The sequence below is a fragment of the Coprococcus eutactus genome (genome assembly GCF_001404675.1).
In the GTDB taxonomy this organism is placed as follows: domain Bacteria; phylum Bacillota; class Clostridia; order Lachnospirales; family Lachnospiraceae; genus Coprococcus; species Coprococcus aceti.
In genome coordinates this window covers 510,650-528,288 of the sequence record NZ_CYXU01000002.1, presented here as the reverse complement: position 1 = coordinate 528,288, position 17,639 = coordinate 510,650, and the positions used below count along the sequence as shown (strand labels likewise).

The following is a 17,639-nucleotide window of genomic DNA, read 5'->3' as shown; positions in this document are numbered from 1 at the left end:
TCATGTCACAAACGACATAGATCTTACCAGCGGCGCCCGCTTTCACACATTCAAGTGAAGTATATCATGCCTATAGTTAAGATGCAGATAAAGAATATCTACGATATGTGGAGCAGGCGCATTCCGATGCGCTTCGCGCAGCGCCCGCATTATCATAAGGAATCCACCCTTATGATATATTCTTTAACGCTTCTTCAAGGGTGTGCCATCCGAGGACCGCACACTTTACTCTGGCCGGCATGTGCGCTATATCCTTGAGCGCTGATGCCTCCTCAAGCTGGTCTATCTCCTCGTCTGTAGCCTCTCCCTGTATCATCTTCAGAAAGAGCTGCCCAAGCTTCAAGGCCTCCTCCTTGGTCTTTCCTATGATCATTCCAAGCATTATATCTGCCGACGCCTGGGATATAGCACATCCGTCTCCCACGAATGATCCATCCTCGATGACTCCGTTCTCAACCTTCAGTTTAAGCCAGATGTCATCACCGCAGTTGGGATTTACACCCTCCAGCACAACATTTGCTGCAGGAAGATCATATTTGAATTCAGGTCTCATATTGTGCTCTGTAAGGATCTCATTATAAAAATTCCTGTTTTGAATATTATTCTGCATATCCCATTCTCCTTCTCACATTTGCGACACTCTCCACAAATGCATCTACCTCTTCATCTGTATTGTAGAACATAAAACTTGCCCTTGTCGTGTTGTACACGCCAAGGTGTACAAGCAGTGGCTGTGCGCAGTGATGTCCAGCCCTCACATCTATTCCATCCGCAGCCATGATCTCGCTGACATCATGCGGATGTACATTGTCTATGGTGAACGCCACTATTCCGGTGTGGTTCTCCGGCTTATCTGAACCGATGACATGCACATGAGGAAGCTTTGCAAGTCCCTCCATGGCACGGGTCGTGAGCTCCAGCTCTCTCTTTTCTATATAGTCAAATCCAACCTCTTTGATGTAGCCTATAGCAGCCGCAAGTCCCGCAGCTCCTGCCGCATTGACTGTACCAGCCTCAAACTTGTGAGGCAATTCCGCATATACCGCACCATCTCTTGAAACCGAATCTATCATCTCTCCACCTGACATAAATGGAGGCATCGCGTCAAGCAGTTCCTGTCTTCCGTATAACACTCCTATTCCCATAGGTCCCATCAGCTTGTGGCCTGAGAATGCAAAGAAATCAGCGCCAAGCTCATGCACATCTATAGCCATATGCGGTGTACTCTGTGCGCCATCGACAACGACAACCGCGCCAAAGCTGTGTGCTCTGTCAGCCATCTTTCTGACCGGATTCTCACATCCGAGGACATTTGACACATGTCCGACAGCAAGCAGCTTTGTGTGCTCGTTGATTCCCGCATTGATGGTCTCGTCAGTCAGCGTTCCATCCTTCTCACAGTCGAGATATCTGAGAGTTGCGCCTGTGACTCTGGCTGCCATCTGCCATGGAAGCATGTTGCTGTGGTGCTCCATGATCGTAACTGCTATCTCGTCACCAGCCTTAAGATTATTCAGCGCGTAGCTGTATGCCACAAGGTTAAGGCTCTCTGTGGTATTCCTGGTGAAGATTATCTCCTTCTCAGAGTCAGCGTGAATGAAGTCCCTGACTACCTTTCTGGCACTCTCATACTTCTCTGTCGCCTCAAGGCTGAGCGGATAGAATCCTCTGAGTGGATTCGCATTGCTCTTCTCATAGAACTCTCTCTCAGCGTCTATGACCACCTGTGGCTTCTGCGCTGTGGCCGCATTGTCTATATAAGCTGTGTCATTGTTTCTCAACAGAGGAAAATCCTCTCTATAATTCCTGTCTGTCATATTCCATTACCTCCGCAAGCTGCTTCTCCACCAGCTTCTCTGTGTCCTCGTCCTGGATCTTGCGGTAGAGGACTTCCATCTTGCCCTTGGTCATCATGTCCTCGGCTGTCTCCATATCGATTCCCCTTGACGCGAAGTAAAATAAAGTATCCTCGTCAAGCTCACCGATGGTCGCTCCATGTGATCCCTCCACATTTTCCTCTGCACAGAGGATAAGCGGTATAGTCTTGTTCACCACATCATCGCCGAGCAGCAGTACATTCTCAGTCTCAGCGCCCTTCGAATCCGATGAACCTGTCTTGAAATCTATCGAACCTCTGAATATCTTCTCCGCAGCATCCTTAAGTGTTCCATCCACCTGTATGTTGCAATTGGTCTTCTTGCCTATATGGTTCACGACAAGATTTATATCTATCACCTGTTTTTTCTGTCCCAGATAACCTATATCCATGTTGGTTGAAGCACGCTTACCAATGAGCTCAGTTCTCACGCCGTTGTACAGATTGCCCTTGCCGATAAATATCTGAAGCACATCTAGCTGGCCATTCTCCGCACACTCACTTCCCACGTCGTTGAGTATGGTCGTGTTCTCATCCTGCATAAATATCTGTACAAGACGTATGTGTGCGTCCTTCTCTATATTAAAACGCGTACGGAATGCCAGGCTGCCGCCCTCCGCATTCTCGCCAAATGTCTCTATGACTGTCATGTCTGAACCTGCATCTGCCTGCACGTAAGCATAACCGCTGCTGCCATTTGCCCCGGTTCCATTTATCAGCACGTGCACTGTCTGACCTTTATTGGTCTCGTCCGCAACGAGTACACTTCCTGCTGCCTGCTGTGCGAAGAGTACGTCCGCATCTCTTCCTGCACCAGTCTCTATTCCATCGAAATCAGAAGCCTGCTTATCAGCTTCCTTGCCGCCATCTATCTTCACACTGCATCCCGCCATGTCCGGATTCCAGTTAAGTGCTGTGTCATTCATGCGAAGCCAGTACCATGTCTTTGCCGGGAGCTTGTTGATCTTCATCTCGTTATTGTTCTCCATGTCACCGCACCTCCTTAACCTATGCTGCCCTTCATCTCAAGACGGATGAGGTTGTTCATCTCAAGAGCATACTCAAGCGGCAGCTCCTTCGATACATTGTCTGCAAATCCACTGACGATACATGCTCTCGCGTCTTCTTCACTCATTCCTCTTGACATCAGGTAGAACACAGCCTCGTCACTGATGCTTCCTATCTGTGCCTCATGTCCCACATTTACCTTCTTGGTTCTGATATCCATGGCCGGTATGGTGTCCGAACGTGATATCGAATCAAGCATAAGTGACTGGCAGGAAACTGCTGCCTTGGAGTTCTCAGCCTCCTTTGTCACTACAACTGACGAACGGAATGTGCTTATACCCCCGTCCTTGGAGATAGACTTTGTGTTGATATATGAGCTTGTGTCAGGTGCCGCATGAACTACCTTCGCTCCTGTGTCAAGGTTCTGTCCCTTACCGGCAAATGTAACTCCGGTGAACTCCATCCTGGCGCCCTTGCCCTTGAGCACGCTCATCGGGTAAAGGTATGACACATGTGATCCAAATGAACCCGATACCCACTCGATGGTTCCACCCTCTTCAACTCGGGCTCTCTTGGTGTTCAGGTTGTACATATTCTTGGACCAGTTCTCTATGGTTGAATATCTGAGCTTTGCGTTCTTGCCGACAAACAACTCCACACAGCCTGCGTGAAGGTTCGCCACATTGTACTTCGGTGCCGAACATCCCTCTATAAAGTGGAGGTCTGCTCCCTCATCTACTATGATGAGTGTGTGCTCAAACTGACCCGCGCCCGCTGCATTAAGTCTGAAGTATGACTGAAGTGGGATCTCAACCTTTACTCCAGGTGGCACATATACAAATGAACCGCCTGACCACACAGCTCCGTGAAGTGCTGCAAATTTGTGATCATGAGGGGTGACAAGCTTCATGAAATGCTTCTGCACCATGTCTGCATACTCACCTGTGAGTGCACTCTCCATATCAGTGTACACAACTCCCATGTCCGCAACCTCCTGACGGACATTGTGATATACGAGTTCTGAATCGTACTGTGCACCAACTCCCGCAAGGGATTTTCTCTCAGCCTGAGGGATTCCAAGTCTCTCAAATGTATCCTTGATATCCTCAGGAACTTCATCCCAGCTGCCCTTCATCTTGGTATTTGGTCTTACGTAAGTAACTATATTGTCAATATCCAGTCCCTCGATGGATGGGCCCCAGTCAGGCACCTGCATATTGTTGTATATCTGTAAAGACTCAAGTCTGAAATTCTGCATCCATGCCGGATCATGTTTCTCCTTTGAAAGCTGCTCAACTATCTCAGGTGTGAGACCAGCTTTAAGCTTATAGGCATCTTTGTCATCATACTTGAAGTCATATATATTTCTGTCTATGTCCTCTACATATGTCTTTTCCTTCATCTTCTATATCCTTTCATACTCTGCAAATCCAGACTCGTTGATCTTGTCCACAAGTGATGCGTCACCAGTCTCTATGATCTTGCCCTCAACCATGACATGTGTGTAGTCAACGGTGAGTGACTCAAGGATCTTGGTGCTGTGTGTGATGATAAGCAGACTTCCCTTGCAGTTCTTCTGGTATTCCTCGATACCTGCTGATACTGTACGGACTGCATCAACGTCAAGTCCTGAATCTGTCTCGTCAAGGATTGCCAGTGATGGCTTGAGCATCAGAAGCTGAAGTATCTCTGCCTTCTTCTTCTCACCACCTGAAAATCCCACATTCAGGTCTCTCTCCGCATAAGATGGATCCATCTGAAGGATCTCCATGGTTCTCTCAAGCTCCTTCTTGAAATCCCAGAGACGGATTCTCTTGCCGGTCTTCTGCTCAAGGGCATTTCTTATAAATGAGCTGAGTGTCACACCAGGCACCTCTAGAGGATTCTGGAATGAGAGGAATATTCCTGCCTTTGCACGCTCATTGACAGCCTCTTCTGTGATGTTCTTACCATCAAACCATATCTCGCCCTCTCTGACTGTATATCTAGGATTGCCCATAAGTGCATATCCAAGGGTTGACTTTCCGGTTCCATTAGGTCCCATAAGTACATGTGTCTCACCCTTGCCTATCTCCAGGTTCACACCGTGAAGGATCTGTTTATCCTCAACATCAACATGTAAATTCTTAACTTCCAATAATTTTTTATCTGACATCAGTCTGCCTCCTTTTATACCAAGCCCGGCAATTGCTTTATCACTGCTATATCCGGCGATTCAATTGTCCCGCTTTAATTATCTTTTTGCTTGTATCAAATTACTCTGCTCATTCCACATTTCTGGCTATATCCGCCAGTGTCTTACCCTGGAAATAATCCTGTATCAACTCCGCCAGTCCCTGCCATATCGGCAAAGTGTAGCACTGTCCGGATCTGTCACAGGTCATTGCGCTGTTCTTCATGCATGCCACCGGGGCAAGTCCACCTTCCGTGAGTTCAAGTATCTCCCACAGTGTATATTCCTCAGGAGCCTTTTTGAGTCTGTAGCCTCCGCCATGTCCGCTGGCTGCCTCTATCAGATTTGCCTTGGACAGCATGCGCATTATACTCTCCAGATACTTCTGGGACAGTTCCTCTTTCTGAACTATTTCTTTTAACGGAATGAATCTGCCGTCGTGGTTTATGGCAAGGTCTGCCATGACCCTCAGGGCATATTCTCCCTTTGAAGAAATCACCATATCTGTAAATCCTCCTTACATATGAGTGTGATCACATTCCAGCCGCAAATACACGGTCATTCCAGTCATCACCCTCATCCGCCATTTTGGGGCGTAATAAGTCAATATCTGACTCGCAAAAATAGGATATTCCCATTTACCTACTATGTCAATAGGTTAATACACAAAAAATAATAGAAGGTGTGGCAGCCTTCCATTATTTTCCATTATTTTGTCTTTTTCAAGCATTTTATATAATTTATCCGTGCAGCAGTCTACTCATGATATGTTATTATCAGCCCATCTTTTCCCATATAATAGCTGCACAGCCCGCTTGCAGGTACGACGCTCACATCCGTGTCGAGCCATTCAGCCTTGATAAGATGCCCCAGCTTTTCTGCTCCCTCCTCATTCATACAGTGGCTTATGACCAGCTCTCCCCCTGCAAATCCCGTCTCCCGGAGAGTATCTATCAGCTTATCATATGTCTTCTTCATACCTCTGAATTTGTGTCTGAGTTCAATTCGTCCACCAGGTGATGCCACACCTATTGCGGATATATTGAATCTATGAGCCGCATAACCCACAAGCTTATTTAATCTGCCCGCCTTTATCAGGTTGTCCAGACTCCCCAAGGCAAACATTACCTGCGTCTCCCTCACTGCTTTGTCGGCAGCACTTACTATGGCATCAAATGAATCACCTTCATGAATACCTTCATATATTATATTTGTCAGCTGTTCCGGGAGCCCCCCGGCACCACATGTGTTTATCACCGCAATATTCCTGTCCGGATATTTCTCAAGCGCCATATGTCTTGCAGCTATGGCGCTGTTGTAACTTCCCGACAATGCAGCTGACAACGTAAATGCGATAACATTTTCCGCATCCCCCCACGCCTCAAGCCACGCATGGGGTGAAGGGCAGCTAGTTCTTCCGCCTGACCGGCAATTTGCAATATGTTCAAGCATCTTCTCTATATCTATACCCGGTTCGTCTATATAATCTGTGTTATCAACAGATATTACAAACGGAACCTCAGCATAATCTATTCCAGCCAGTCCATCCGGTCCATCCGGCACGAGCAGACTGCAGCCGGAATCCGAAACCAGTTTCCATCCATGATCATTTCTTTTCATCTCAACAACACCTCCATGCACAATATGCATCACACGAGTATTATTAGATATTTTTTCTGTATTTATACATTTTAGACATTTTTTCTGGGAGCATAGATTTTACAAAAAAAGGTATGATCAAGCTGCACTCAACGCAACCTGATCATACCTTTTATTTATTATATAAATTATCAATTTTTAACCTTAACAACATCCTTCTTCCTGTACTTCTTCACCTCATACAGCTTCTCATCTGCCATAGTCATGGCATTCTGAAGACCTTTCTTGTTATATTCTACGATCTGACAGTTTCCAAGCGATACACTCACTTTATAAGGCTTATCACAGTGCTCATTAAACTTCTCAAATGAACTGTATACTTCCTCAGCAAATGCATCTGCAGCGTCAGAGTCCTTAAGGCCGAGTACAAGACAGCAATACTCGTCTCCACCTATTCTGCCTACGATTCCATTATCGCCTACAGATTTGATCAGAATATCTCCTATGGTTTTAAGAGAGAAATCACCCTCATCATGTCCATATCTGTCATTGATGATCTTGAGACTGTTCATATCAGCGTAGAATACCGTAGCCGTCCTTTTCTGCTCCTCACATTCCTTGAGCAGCTGTAATGATCTGTCAAAGAAACCTCGTCTGTTCATGATTCCTGTAAGGGGATCCTGTTTTGACAGATTGTCAAGCATAATGTTGTTTTTTTGCAGGATCGCCATACTCTCCTCAAGGCGCTTCATGATCTCCTCGTTCGTCTTGAGCAGATTGATCATCTTGACAGCAGCTGAGACCTGGTTTCCAAGAAACTCCCCATTCACCAGAACTCCTTCCGTGAGATCACACAGAAGGACTCCATAGAGTATTTCGTTGGAATACAGCGGCAAGAGTACATATATTCCAGCTCCTTCCACACCGAGGCTCTCAAAATCATAAAGATTTGATGATGACACCTTCTGGTTCACAGTGATCACACTGCTGACCTTCTCTTTAAGATCCTTAGTCTTGAGATATAACTGGTCAGGCAGTTCAAATGGCTCACCGATCAGATGTATTATTGGCTCTTTATATAAGAATATAAATGCATTCTCTATGTCCAGCCAGTCCATGGTGCCAAGAATCTCTCCATAACTTCTGTCGTTGCCTCTGTCAAAGCTCAAGACCTTCTGGATAAATGTCTTCATCTTGAACTGAGTCTTATTCCGCTCTTCCCACTGCTCTGAGAGCATATGGTTCATTGAGAGATATCCCTCAATGACATTCTTACTACGTTTTCTTGATCCGCCTTTTTTACAGAATGAATCTCTTCTGATAAACTCAGTAGGAAGTATCTTACTCTCAACCTGCTTGCCATCAATGAGCCTGACCATAAGATTTACAGCCTCTGAGCCAAGTTTTCCCGCGTCTGCACGCACAGTCGAGAGCGTCGGATATATCTGTGTAGCCCACTCAATATCATCGTAACCCATGACTGATATATCTCTTCCCGGCAGAATATCTCTCGCCTTAAGTTCTTCATAAAAACCAGATGCACAGGAATCATTCACACAGAACACTCCCTGCATATCCGGATTTCTGTCCAGAATATCTCTGAAAACCTCTTTTGATTCCGATGTAAGATTGCCCTCCACATAAAGTCCCGGATCAAACTCTATTCCATGAGCCTCAAGCACCTCAATGTAGGTTCTCCTTCTCTCCTTTGCATCATAATTGGAGTCCGGACCGCCTATCATGCCTATTCTTGTATAACCAAGTTCCTCGATCATGTAATTGAGTCCTTCTCTTATGCCTGCTCCATTGTCATATCTGACACAAATCTGATCCGGCTCATCTGCAGCCACTATCACGCACGGCATCTGCAGATATCTTTTCATAAATTCGCTGATACGCTCCTTGGTTGCAAAGCAGCCAATACAACTCGATGCAACAATAACGCCGTCCAGATTCTCCTTTGTAGCATAGGAAAACAGTGTCTGGTACTGATATTCATAATATATATCTGACGTTTCTGGGTATTCCCGGTCAAGGAACTTACCCGGAATAACAACTATATTGACATCAAGTGTCTTTGCTCTCTCTATAACCCCATGACAGAGCAGCCTCGTAAAATCATCCGTGATTCCGCCTACCAGAACACCTATCGTCTTTCTCTTCATAACTATCCCCCTTGACATTCTCTTCCAAAGGCAGGATCTTACTTGCTGACTGTGGATGCTACGATCTCCATATTGCCCTCAAACACTGGGTTGCTGTATCCATTTGGCAGGATAAAGTGATCACCCTTCTTTATAGCGTTTCCATCCACGGTTCCACTTCCCGCAACTACAGACATGATAAGGAATGGCTTGTCGCCCACATTCAGCTCTGCCTTTCCCTCAACATCCAGCTTGTATACTGTGTAATACTTACAGCTTATAAGCTCACAGAGTTCATTTGCCTTATCTGCCTTGACACTTATAACGCTGTCCTCAACCGGCTTTGCAGGAACTGTTATAACATCTATGCTCTGCTTTACGTGAAGATCTCTAGGCTTTCCATTGCTCAGTCTGTCATAATCATAAACTCTGTATGTGATGTCACTGTTCTGCTGTGTCTCAAGAAGTGTGATTCCTCCTTTGATCGCGTGTACTGTACCGGGATCTATCTGAATGAAATCCCCCTTCTTAACAGGGATCTCTCTGATAAACTCCTTCCATTTCTTACCTTCGATCATATCACATAATTCTTCCTTTGTCCTTGCATTATGACCGATTACAAGTGTTGAATCTTCCTTGCAGTCAAGAATATACCAGCACTCCATCTTGCCAAATGAACCATTCTCATGTTCTGCTGCGTATGCATCGTCCGGATGCACCTGTATACTCAGATCATCTTTTGCATCGATTATCTTTATAAGCAGTGGGAATCTGACACCATCTATGCCGCCAAACATCTCTCTGTGGCTGTCCCATAAGTCGGCAAGCGTATACCCTGCAAACTCGCCATTTTTCACTGTACAGTTGCCATTCTCATGTGCCGCAACTCCCCAGCACTCGCCTATATCATCGCCCTCAACATCATATCCGTATTCTTCTCTGAGCTTTGTACCGCCCCAGATATTGTGCGTAAACACGGGATTTAAAAAAAGTATTTCCTTGTTCATTGTCATTTTCCTCCTTTTGACGTACGGCAATTGTGTGCATATCCGTACGGTGTACACATCCGACTTGTCTGGCTCGGAACGCTCCCGCTCGTTTCGCCCTGCAGCGGATACTAAGATGCCGCTAACGCGCCATCTAAGTACCGGCGGGCTCAAATGTCCGAACCATGACAATGTCGAATATGTACACCTGTTACTGATTACACCATTCCCCAATTGCCTGTTCTATATAAGACGGTGAAGAAATCACATTTTTACATTGACCATGACTTCTTCACTCGTCATTTCCATGATAATGTATGTCACTGTTATTTTATTGCATCTGTTGCCTTTTTTTCTACATATTACAGTCTTTTTTCTGCCTTTTTAGTTTTTATGATTGCCAAAACCCTCAGAATCAAATTCAGCCCGGCTTACTGCCAGGCTGTCATAGTCTAAAAGTTTTGGCAATCACCTGCCATTACATTTCTTTTTAGAGGGGCCCCGAAGGCGGCGGGCACCGCCTTGGGAAATGAGAAAAAAATAATACAATTGCCGCGTATGAGTAGGGGCTCATAGCGATCTATAACTAACTATCTTCTACCGATCTCGGTATCAGAAGTTGTTACCACACTGTGCGACTTGATGTAATCTACGATCTCATCAAGCTTTGTGAATGCAAGGCCCACATAGCTGTCAGCTGCACCGTAGTAAATGGCGATCTTTCCAGACTCGCTGTCGTGAATAGTAGCACATGGGAAGCATACATTAGGAACAAATCCACGCTCCTCGTACCACTCTTCTGGTGTGAGAAGGAAGTTCTCACAACGATACTTAACGATCGATGGGTTGTCGATATCAAGGATTGCTCCACCGATTGAGTATACATAACCATTACACGTTCCTGATACTCCGTGGTAGAATAACAGCCATCCTTCAGAAGTCTCGATAGGGGCTGCACCGCCGCCAATCTTGAGTGACTCCCACCACTCGCTGCTCTTGCCCATGACATGTCTGTGCTTACCCCAGTAAACCATATCAGGACTCTCACTTACGAATATATCACCAAATGGTGTGTGTCCACTGTCACTTGGACGTGACAGCATCACGAAATTACCGTTGATCTTTCTTGGGAAGAGAACTGCATTTCTGTTAAATGGAAGGAATGGGTTCTCGATTCTCACAAATGTCTTGAGATCCTTTGACTTTGCTATACCTATCGCTGCGCCATAGAAATCCTGGCACCAGATCGCATAGTATGTATCCTCTACCTTTACAAGTCTTGGATCATATGCGTATATAGGCATGAACTCTTCACCGTTCTCATCAACAAACTTGATCTTCTCCTCGCTGATATTCCAGTGGATAGCATCCTCGCTCTCTCCGAGGTAGATGTATGGAATTCCATTTACCTGCTCGCCTCTAAATACTCCGACAAATTTTCCCTCAAATGGAACTACCGCACTGTTGAATATTCTTGCAACACCCTTTGCCGGGTTTCTTCCTATTATAGGATTCTCTGTATATCTCCAGATTGGAGCGTCATGATTGTCATTTGCCGGTCTGTCCTGCCATGGCACGTTTGGCACAGGCTCGCTGAACATTTTTACTTCTGACATAAGTACCTCTTTCTTCCAGCTCTCCCGCCGGATATATATTTTTCACGTTATATCTCTCACCCGAACGAAATGAGTTCTTACTTCAGCACAAACACCATTTCGTCAGGCGATCAGTTCATTTTATTGTCTTACTTGTCTGCATTCTTAAGGAACTCAAGGTTCTTCCTGATCAACTCACATCTCTGCGCTACACACTCAACGCTTCTTCCCGGATCAGCAGGTGTGTTGAATACATAATCAATGAGTCTGTCAACTGTTGTTGTTGCAACATGCATTCTTGTATCGCTTGATGCATAATAGATGAACACCTCGTTGTTCTCGTTTACGATGGCGCCATTTGTGAATACAACGTTTGATACATCGCCGACTCTCTCCTCGCCGCGAGGTCCGATAAGCATTCCTGATGGCTCAGCGATAACCTTTGAAGGATCATTGAGATCTGTCGCAAATGCATAAAGCACGTATCTGAGACCGGCTGCTGTATTTCTCACACCATGTGCGATGTGGATCCAGCCCTTGTCTGTCTTTATAGGAGGTGCACCTGCACCGTTCTTTGCCTCTGTTATAGTGTGGTACTTACGAAGACTTGTCATCTTCTCCTCGTCTATAACCGCATGCTCTATATCATCACAGAGACCGAATCCTATTCCGCTGCCGCTTCCTGTCTCGATGAAATCATCCATTGGACGTGTATAGAATGCGTACTTGCCATCCACAAATTCAGGGTGAAGTACAACATTTCTCTGCTGTGGTGAACGAAGAGTCTTGAGGTTGTCAAGGCGCTCCCAGTGCTTTAAATCCTTTGTTCTCACGATACCTGCTGCTGCAACTGCTGCTGAGAGGTCATTTACAGTTGTATCCTTGCTCTCTGAACAGAACACACCGTAGATCCATCCATCCTCGTGCTGTGTCAGTCTCATATCATATACATTTGTCTCCTCCGGACATACATCGTCCAGAAGGATTGGATAATCCCAGAAACGGAATCCATCGATACCGTTGTCACTCTCAGCTACGCCGAAAAATGACTTTCTGTCATTTCCCTCTATTCTTGCGACAAGATAATACTTGCCGTTCAGGTAGATAGCGCCTGAGTTCATGACAGCATTAACTCCGAGACGCTCAATGAAGTATGGATTTGTCTCAGGGTTTAAGTCATATCTCCATGTGAGAGGTATCATCTCTCTTGTGAGTACAGGGTACTCATATCTGTCATAGATTCCATTATAGAAATCTGTCTTCTTATTCTTTCTCTCAAGAAGCTTGTTCAGTTTGTCAAGCTCTACATAATATTTCTCATTCATCATTTAGGCATTCTCCTTATAATTTGAAAGCAATTGAACGCTATCTACTTGCCGTCAGCGAGTCTGCTCATAATCTCAAGACACATTCTGCCGTTGTGGTATGGGCACTTCCATGGCTCAACTATAGGACGTCCGACTCTCGGTGTTCCATCTGCATTCAGATCCCAGAACCACTCTGATCCCGGTCTCTTGTCAATAAAGTATTCCTTTATGTACTCCCAGACTTTCTCGGCAGCCTCGTAATACTTCTTATCACCTGACTTTTGATAAGCATTTATAAATCCTACTATTGATTCTGCCTGAACCCACCATACTCTTACCGTGTATGGCACGCCCTTTTCACATTCTGTCAGAACTGAATGTCCATCGAAAGCAAGCTCATATATCTGCTCTGCAAGGATATCTGTTATCTTTGTGATCTTCTCTGTGTACTCTGCCTCTCCAAGCACCTCGGTCGCCCTGTCCAGAAGCCATGATGTCTCAATGTCATGTCCGTATGAGTACAGATCAATCAGAGAGTTATAATCCTTATCAAAGAACACTTCCTGTCTCTTAAGCTCCGGATTGTATACCTTATCAGCAAATACATCGAGCAGCCATTCCAGGCGCGCCTTTACCTTGGAATCCTTGGATACCTTATAAAGTTCTGTGTAAGCCTCAAGTGCATGGAGCAGTGTGTTCATTGTTCTCTCTGCGAGAACACCATTCTCAGAAAGCTTATCATTTGACTCTGGCTTGAACTCTCTTGTAAATGCCTCGAGATAGCCACCTTCGTCAGTACATTTCTCTTCTATTGTATGGAAAAGCTGCAGGGCCAGGTCCAAAGCTTCCGAATCACCGGAAGCTTCGTAATAGGCGGATAAGGCATATATACTAAATGCCTGATTGTAGGTGTGTTTTGTCGTATCTTTGGGTGAACCATCATAATTCATGGACCAATATATTCCGCCATATTCCCTGTCTATACAATATTCTTTCAGAAATTCATATCCATGAGCAGCCTCATCTAGAAGCTTCGGGTCCTTGAGTGCCTTATACGCACTTGCGAAGAACCAGATAATTCTACTGTTAAGAATACAACCCTTCTCAGCCTTTTTATCAAGGTTGAGGTCATAATCCATATACCCATAAAATCCGCCGTACTCATCATCCCTCAGGGCCTCCCAGAATGGGATGATAGCATCTATTAATTCTTTTTGAATTTCATTTCTCATATTCATGAACTCTCTTCTTCTAATAAATTATTAACCCTTTACAGCACCCTGTGTAATACCACTGTAGATCTGTTTCTGACAGCAGATGAATACTATAAGTGCCGGTATGATCGATATGATAACACCTGCACATATCAGGTTGTACTGGCTGCCCATAGGTCCTACGAACTTGTAAAGTGAGATAGCCATTGTCTTGATCTCCGGGCTTATGAGGTAAAGGTTTGCAGCGTAGTACTCGTTATAGATTACAACGCCTTTCAGTATACAAGCAGTAACGATAGCCGGCTTGAGAAGTGGAAGTATGATCTTCCAGTAGATGGTCCAGTATGATGCACCATCCACGATAGCTGACTCGTCAAGAGATACTGATATGTTCTCCATAAACTGTATAAAGATGTAGATCGAGATAACATCTGTACCACAGCTCATGATGATGTAACCATATAAGTGATCTATGAATCTCAGATCACCCATGATGTTGTAGACTGTAACCTGCATAGCAACTGCAGGGAGCAATGATGCCACAAGGAAAAGTGTTCTGATAAAGCCGTTTCCCGGGAACTTGAATCTGTTAAGCACATATGCAAGCTGTGTTCCTATTACAACTGACACGATAAGTACGCATACCATGACTATTACTGAGTTGAGGAATGCACGTCCCATGTTGGCAGTCGTGAATGCCTTTACAAAGTTGCTGAAGTTCAGAAAGCTTTCAGGAAGTTCCATTACTGAAGTAGCCTTATACTCATCTGTTGTCTTGAAGGCTGTTGTAACACATGATATAAGAGGTACAACCGCACACAGTGAGAAGAATATGAGTACAAAGTACTTGAGGAAACCTCTTACATAATATCCAACGGTTCGTTTTTCTTTTATTGGTGCTATGCCTGGCACATCTGTCTTTCCTCTTGCCATGTTACTTGCCCCCCTTCGCAGAAGCAGCCATCTGCTTCACGTATTTCTTGGTATCTCTCTCCTGTTTCTTGCGAAGCTTCTTTGCCTTATAACTCTCATCATCTGAGCTTGAATCCTTGAAGATGTACTCAAAGAACAGCTTCTGAAGCGCAGCACATATAAGTATGATAAGGAGAAGTACAACTGCCATTGCTGAAGCAAGACCGACCTTCTGGCTTGTATGTGCTATCTTGTTCATGATGATGAAGTAAGTACCTGTTCCGTTTGCACCTGTTGTGATAACGAAAGGCTGCTCGAAAGCACTGAGTGATCCTGTTATTGCTAAAATTACATTTAATGTAACGATTGTCTTGATACTTGGCAGTATGATATATCTAAACTGCTGGAATTTATTTGCACCATCAAGCTCTGCCGCCTCATAAAGTTCTGCATCTACCGACATGATAGCTCCAATGAAGAGAACCATCATCTGTCCAAGGTATCTCCAGACCGAGGTTGAAACCAGTGTCCAGTTGTTGACACTCTGGTCTTTGAGCCAGTATGGAAGGTTGTCTAAGCTAAATCCACACAACTGAAGGATTGAATCAAACACGAATCCTCTTGTGAAGAAGAATTTGAAAATGAAACCTACAGCGATACCACTGATAAGATAAGGGAAGAAAATAAATCCCTTGAAAAGGTTACCACCTTTTACTTTGAAACTCAGAAGAGTTGCAAGGAAAAGTGCAAGCACTAACTGTACAAGTGCTCCTACGATGTAATACAAACTGAGCTTTAATGCACCGAAACAGTCTTTTCTTGTGAACACATCGATATAATTTGCTAATCCTACGAATTCTCTCTTTTCTACAGGCGTCGTATATTTCATCTTGTAGAAACTAAATTTAACCATCTCTCCGAATGGTATATATGTAAATACTAATAGCAAAAGCAATGGGATAATTGCGAAGGCTGCGCATATTATAACCTGCTGCCCCTTCCTGCTTGACGCCCATTTACCAAAGCCGGATTGTTTTTTGTTAGCCATACTCATTCCACCGCCTTTTTTTAATAAACCGGGGCGGGCAATCCCACCCCGGTCTGTAGCTTATTCTTACTTATTTATATTGAAATCTTTATTACTTCTCAGTAACTTCGATTCCTAATGACTCCTGAGCATCTGACCACTTCTGGTTCCACTCAGCCATGATATCGTCGAATGACATGTCGCCGTTTGCAGCATGCTCGATGATGGCCTGGATCTTGTCGTTACCACCATTGCTTACGTTAAGCTCTGACTCTGAATTGAGCTGATTGAGGTAATCCTCCTCGCCCTCAAGAGCTGGCTCGTCTGCAACGAAGTCAACACCGTCGAATGAGATCTTTGACTCTGAACCAGGAACAATTGCAAGTGAATCCTCGTTGTAAGCATATCCTGACTTCTCTGTCATCCACTTAACAAATACAAGAGCTGCCTGTTTCTCATCATCTGAAGCGTTTACGTTGATACCGAAGCAGTAATCTGCACCTGATGAAGCGTACTGCTTACCATTTACTGAGATAGGGAAAGGAATGTATCCTATATCGTCTGCGTTAGGTCCGCCTGCTTCCATCTGTGGGTATGCCCATGAACCAAGTACCATACATCCGATCTCGCCGTTGTTGATCATTCCCTTACATGACTCCCAATCTGTTGTTGAGTAATCATCCTCTGTAAGTCCCTGTGATACTGCATCGTAAAGGATCTTATATACTGCATAAGCATGTGTATCGTCGCCATAGTTCTTGAATGGATCCTTTGTATGGGCTAACTTCTGGTTCTTGTATGTAGCATCGCCTGTTGCTGTGATCGCGATATAATCATCCCATGCTCCCATTGTCCAGCCTGCTGCATAGTTTGTGTAAAGTGGAATACAATCCGGATTCTTATCCTTGATTGCCTTGAGTGCCGCAATGAACTCCTCTGGTGTCTTAGGTACGTCTGTCACACCTGCATCAGCAAATACCTTCTTGTTGTATACGATACCCTGTGTTGTAGCTGCAAGAGGTACACCATATACCTGACCCTGATACAGCCATCTGTTTGAGTAATTTACAAGACTGCTCATTGTATCATAATCGCCATATGACATGAAATATGTTGAAAGGTCTGCCATGTCAACTGCTGGGATACACATTACTGTCTCGTAGTTTCCTGACTGAAGATGTGTAAGAGCATCTTCTGCATAGTTTGTATCTGTGATGACATCAACCTTGATGTTTGGATACTCCTTGTTGAAGTCCTCAAGATACTGCTTCCAGTTCTTTCCGCCGTAGTCATCTGAGTCCATATCAGTTCTGTTGTTGTAGAACTTGATCTCCGCTGAAAGATCTGTGAAGTCTGTTCCTAACTGGATGTCTGCATATGACTTGATTCCCTCAGCATCAGCTGTTGTGTCATCTGCTGAATCACTTCCTGCTGCCTCTGTGGCAGCCTTTGTTGCCTCTGTTGTGTCCTTGTTATCGCTGTCTGAGCCTCCACAACCTGCAAGTGATGCTGCCATAAGACCAGCCATTGCGATACATGCAATACGCTTTGATTTCATAGTTTTGTCCTCCTTAAAACCTTCTTTGTTTTTAACTTTATATTAAGTATACATTAATTTACTTTTTAGTCATCACTCATTTTTGTTTTTAATCACAGTATTTTGTACTTTTCGTTAATTTTACCATTATCACTATTTTTTTTCAATATCATATAGACATTTTATCTATATATTTTTATCTTTAATTAGCATTTTATTGTTTTTTTAGCTAATTAGTCACTAATTTATATCGCTTTTAGC

The 17,639-nt window shown here is 44.5% G+C and carries 15 protein-coding genes; all 15 read right to left on the bottom strand.

Annotation, left to right across the window (positions count from 1 at the left end; all coding sequences use genetic code 11):
* Positions 1-169: 169 nt before the first annotated feature.
* The 15 genes from sufU to ARA78_RS06650 all read right to left on the bottom strand — a co-directional run bounded on the left by sufU (position 170) and on the right by ARA78_RS06650 (position 17,399).
* Positions 170-610, bottom strand: coding sequence for a Fe-S cluster assembly sulfur transfer protein SufU (sufU, locus tag ARA78_RS06720; protein WP_004851759.1), 441 nt, complete (start codon positions 608-610; stop codon positions 170-172).
* Positions 600-1,817 carry an aminotransferase class V-fold PLP-dependent enzyme gene (locus tag ARA78_RS06715; RefSeq protein WP_055280273.1) on the bottom strand — a complete coding sequence of 406 codons (1,218 nt, stop codon included), beginning with the start codon at positions 1,815-1,817 and terminating at the stop codon, positions 600-602. Before ARA78_RS06715 ends, sufU begins: the two co-directional genes overlap by 11 nt.
* On the bottom strand, positions 1,798-2,865 hold the full coding sequence (locus tag ARA78_RS06710; RefSeq protein WP_055280272.1) for a SufB/SufD family protein: 1,068 nt from the start codon (positions 2,863-2,865) through the stop codon (positions 1,798-1,800). The genes ARA78_RS06715 and ARA78_RS06710 overlap by 20 nt, the downstream gene beginning before the upstream one ends.
* A 14-nt stretch (positions 2,866-2,879) precedes the next feature.
* Positions 2,880-4,286 (bottom strand): Fe-S cluster assembly protein SufB, encoded by a 1,407-nt coding sequence (gene sufB, locus ARA78_RS06705; protein ID WP_004851766.1) that lies wholly within the window; start codon positions 4,284-4,286, stop codon positions 2,880-2,882.
* A 3-nt stretch (positions 4,287-4,289) separates the two neighbouring features.
* The gene (sufC, locus tag ARA78_RS06700) at positions 4,290-5,039 is read right to left on the bottom strand and encodes a Fe-S cluster assembly ATPase SufC (protein WP_004851768.1); all 750 of its coding nucleotides are present in this window, start codon (positions 5,037-5,039) and stop codon (positions 4,290-4,292) included.
* 109 nt (positions 5,040-5,148) lie between these two features.
* On the bottom strand, positions 5,149-5,559 hold the full coding sequence (locus tag ARA78_RS06695; RefSeq protein WP_015534709.1) for an RrF2 family transcriptional regulator: 411 nt from the start codon (positions 5,557-5,559) through the stop codon (positions 5,149-5,151).
* A gap of 254 nt (positions 5,560-5,813) precedes the next feature.
* The gene (locus ARA78_RS06690; RefSeq protein ID WP_055145399.1) at positions 5,814-6,677 is read right to left on the bottom strand and encodes a DegV family protein; all 864 of its coding nucleotides are present in this window, start codon (positions 6,675-6,677) and stop codon (positions 5,814-5,816) included.
* Positions 6,678-6,847: 170 nt separating this feature from the next.
* A complete protein-coding gene (locus tag ARA78_RS06685) occupies positions 6,848-8,821 on the bottom strand; it encodes a GGDEF domain-containing protein (protein ID WP_238050635.1) in 1,974 nt (657 codons plus the stop codon).
* Positions 8,822-8,859: 38 nt separating this feature from the next.
* Positions 8,860-9,807, bottom strand: a complete 948-nt coding sequence (locus ARA78_RS06680) for a type I phosphomannose isomerase catalytic subunit (RefSeq protein WP_242849678.1) — start codon at positions 9,805-9,807, stop codon at positions 8,860-8,862.
* A gap of 569 nt (positions 9,808-10,376) precedes the next feature.
* Positions 10,377-11,402 carry a glycoside hydrolase family 130 protein gene (locus ARA78_RS06675; RefSeq protein ID WP_004851781.1) on the bottom strand — a complete coding sequence of 342 codons (1,026 nt, stop codon included), beginning with the start codon at positions 11,400-11,402 and terminating at the stop codon, positions 10,377-10,379.
* Positions 11,403-11,530: 128 nt separating this feature from the next.
* Complete coding sequence (locus ARA78_RS06670) at positions 11,531-12,709, bottom strand: glycoside hydrolase family 130 protein (protein ID WP_004851784.1); 1,179 nt, start codon at positions 12,707-12,709, stop codon at positions 11,531-11,533.
* 41 nt (positions 12,710-12,750) lie between these two features.
* Positions 12,751-13,926, bottom strand: coding sequence for an AGE family epimerase/isomerase (locus ARA78_RS06665; protein WP_055280270.1), 1,176 nt, complete (start codon positions 13,924-13,926; stop codon positions 12,751-12,753).
* Positions 13,927-13,950: 24 nt separating this feature from the next.
* Complete coding sequence (locus ARA78_RS06660) at positions 13,951-14,835, bottom strand: carbohydrate ABC transporter permease (protein WP_022216162.1); 885 nt, start codon at positions 14,833-14,835, stop codon at positions 13,951-13,953.
* Position 14,836: 1 nt separating this feature from the next.
* Entirely contained in the window at positions 14,837-15,868 is a 1,032-nt protein-coding gene (locus ARA78_RS06655; RefSeq protein WP_055145382.1) for a carbohydrate ABC transporter permease, read from the bottom strand.
* 85 nt (positions 15,869-15,953) lie between these two features.
* Positions 15,954-17,399: an ABC transporter substrate-binding protein gene (locus ARA78_RS06650; RefSeq protein WP_022216160.1), complete on the bottom strand. Its 1,446-nt coding sequence runs from the start codon at positions 17,397-17,399 to the stop codon at positions 15,954-15,956.
* Positions 17,400-17,639: the final 240 nt, after the last annotated feature.

Coding starts and splice junctions, on each gene's coding strand:
- sufB (WP_004851766.1), bottom strand. CDS start 4,286: ATGAAGGAAAAGACATATGTAGAGGACATAGACAGAAATATATATGAC.
- ARA78_RS06685 (WP_238050635.1), bottom strand. CDS start 8,821: ATGAAGAGAAAGACGATAGGTGTTCTGGTAGGCGGAATCACGGATGAT.
- ARA78_RS06680 (WP_242849678.1), bottom strand. CDS start 9,807: ATGAACAAGGAAATACTTTTTTTAAATCCCGTGTTTACGCACAATATC.
- ARA78_RS06665 (WP_055280270.1), bottom strand. CDS start 13,926: ATGAATATGAGAAATGAAATTCAAAAAGAATTAATAGATGCTATCATC.
- ARA78_RS06715 (WP_055280273.1), bottom strand. CDS start 1,817: ATGACAGACAGGAATTATAGAGAGGATTTTCCTCTGTTGAGAAACAAT.
- ARA78_RS06695 (WP_015534709.1), bottom strand. CDS start 5,559: ATGGTGATTTCTTCAAAGGGAGAATATGCCCTGAGGGTCATGGCAGAC.
- ARA78_RS06650 (WP_022216160.1), bottom strand. CDS start 17,399: ATGAAATCAAAGCGTATTGCATGTATCGCAATGGCTGGTCTTATGGCA.
- sufC (WP_004851768.1), bottom strand. CDS start 5,039: ATGTCAGATAAAAAATTATTGGAAGTTAAGAATTTACATGTTGATGTT.
- ARA78_RS06655 (WP_055145382.1), bottom strand. CDS start 15,868: ATGAGTATGGCTAACAAAAAACAATCCGGCTTTGGTAAATGGGCGTCA.
- sufU (WP_004851759.1), bottom strand. CDS start 610: ATGCAGAATAATATTCAAAACAGGAATTTTTATAATGAGATCCTTACA.
- ARA78_RS06675 (WP_004851781.1), bottom strand. CDS start 11,402: ATGTCAGAAGTAAAAATGTTCAGCGAGCCTGTGCCAAACGTGCCATGG.
- ARA78_RS06660 (WP_022216162.1), bottom strand. CDS start 14,835: ATGGCAAGAGGAAAGACAGATGTGCCAGGCATAGCACCAATAAAAGAA.
- ARA78_RS06670 (WP_004851784.1), bottom strand. CDS start 12,709: ATGATGAATGAGAAATATTATGTAGAGCTTGACAAACTGAACAAGCTT.
- ARA78_RS06710 (WP_055280272.1), bottom strand. CDS start 2,865: ATGGAGAACAATAACGAGATGAAGATCAACAAGCTCCCGGCAAAGACA.
- ARA78_RS06690 (WP_055145399.1), bottom strand. CDS start 6,677: ATGAAAAGAAATGATCATGGATGGAAACTGGTTTCGGATTCCGGCTGC.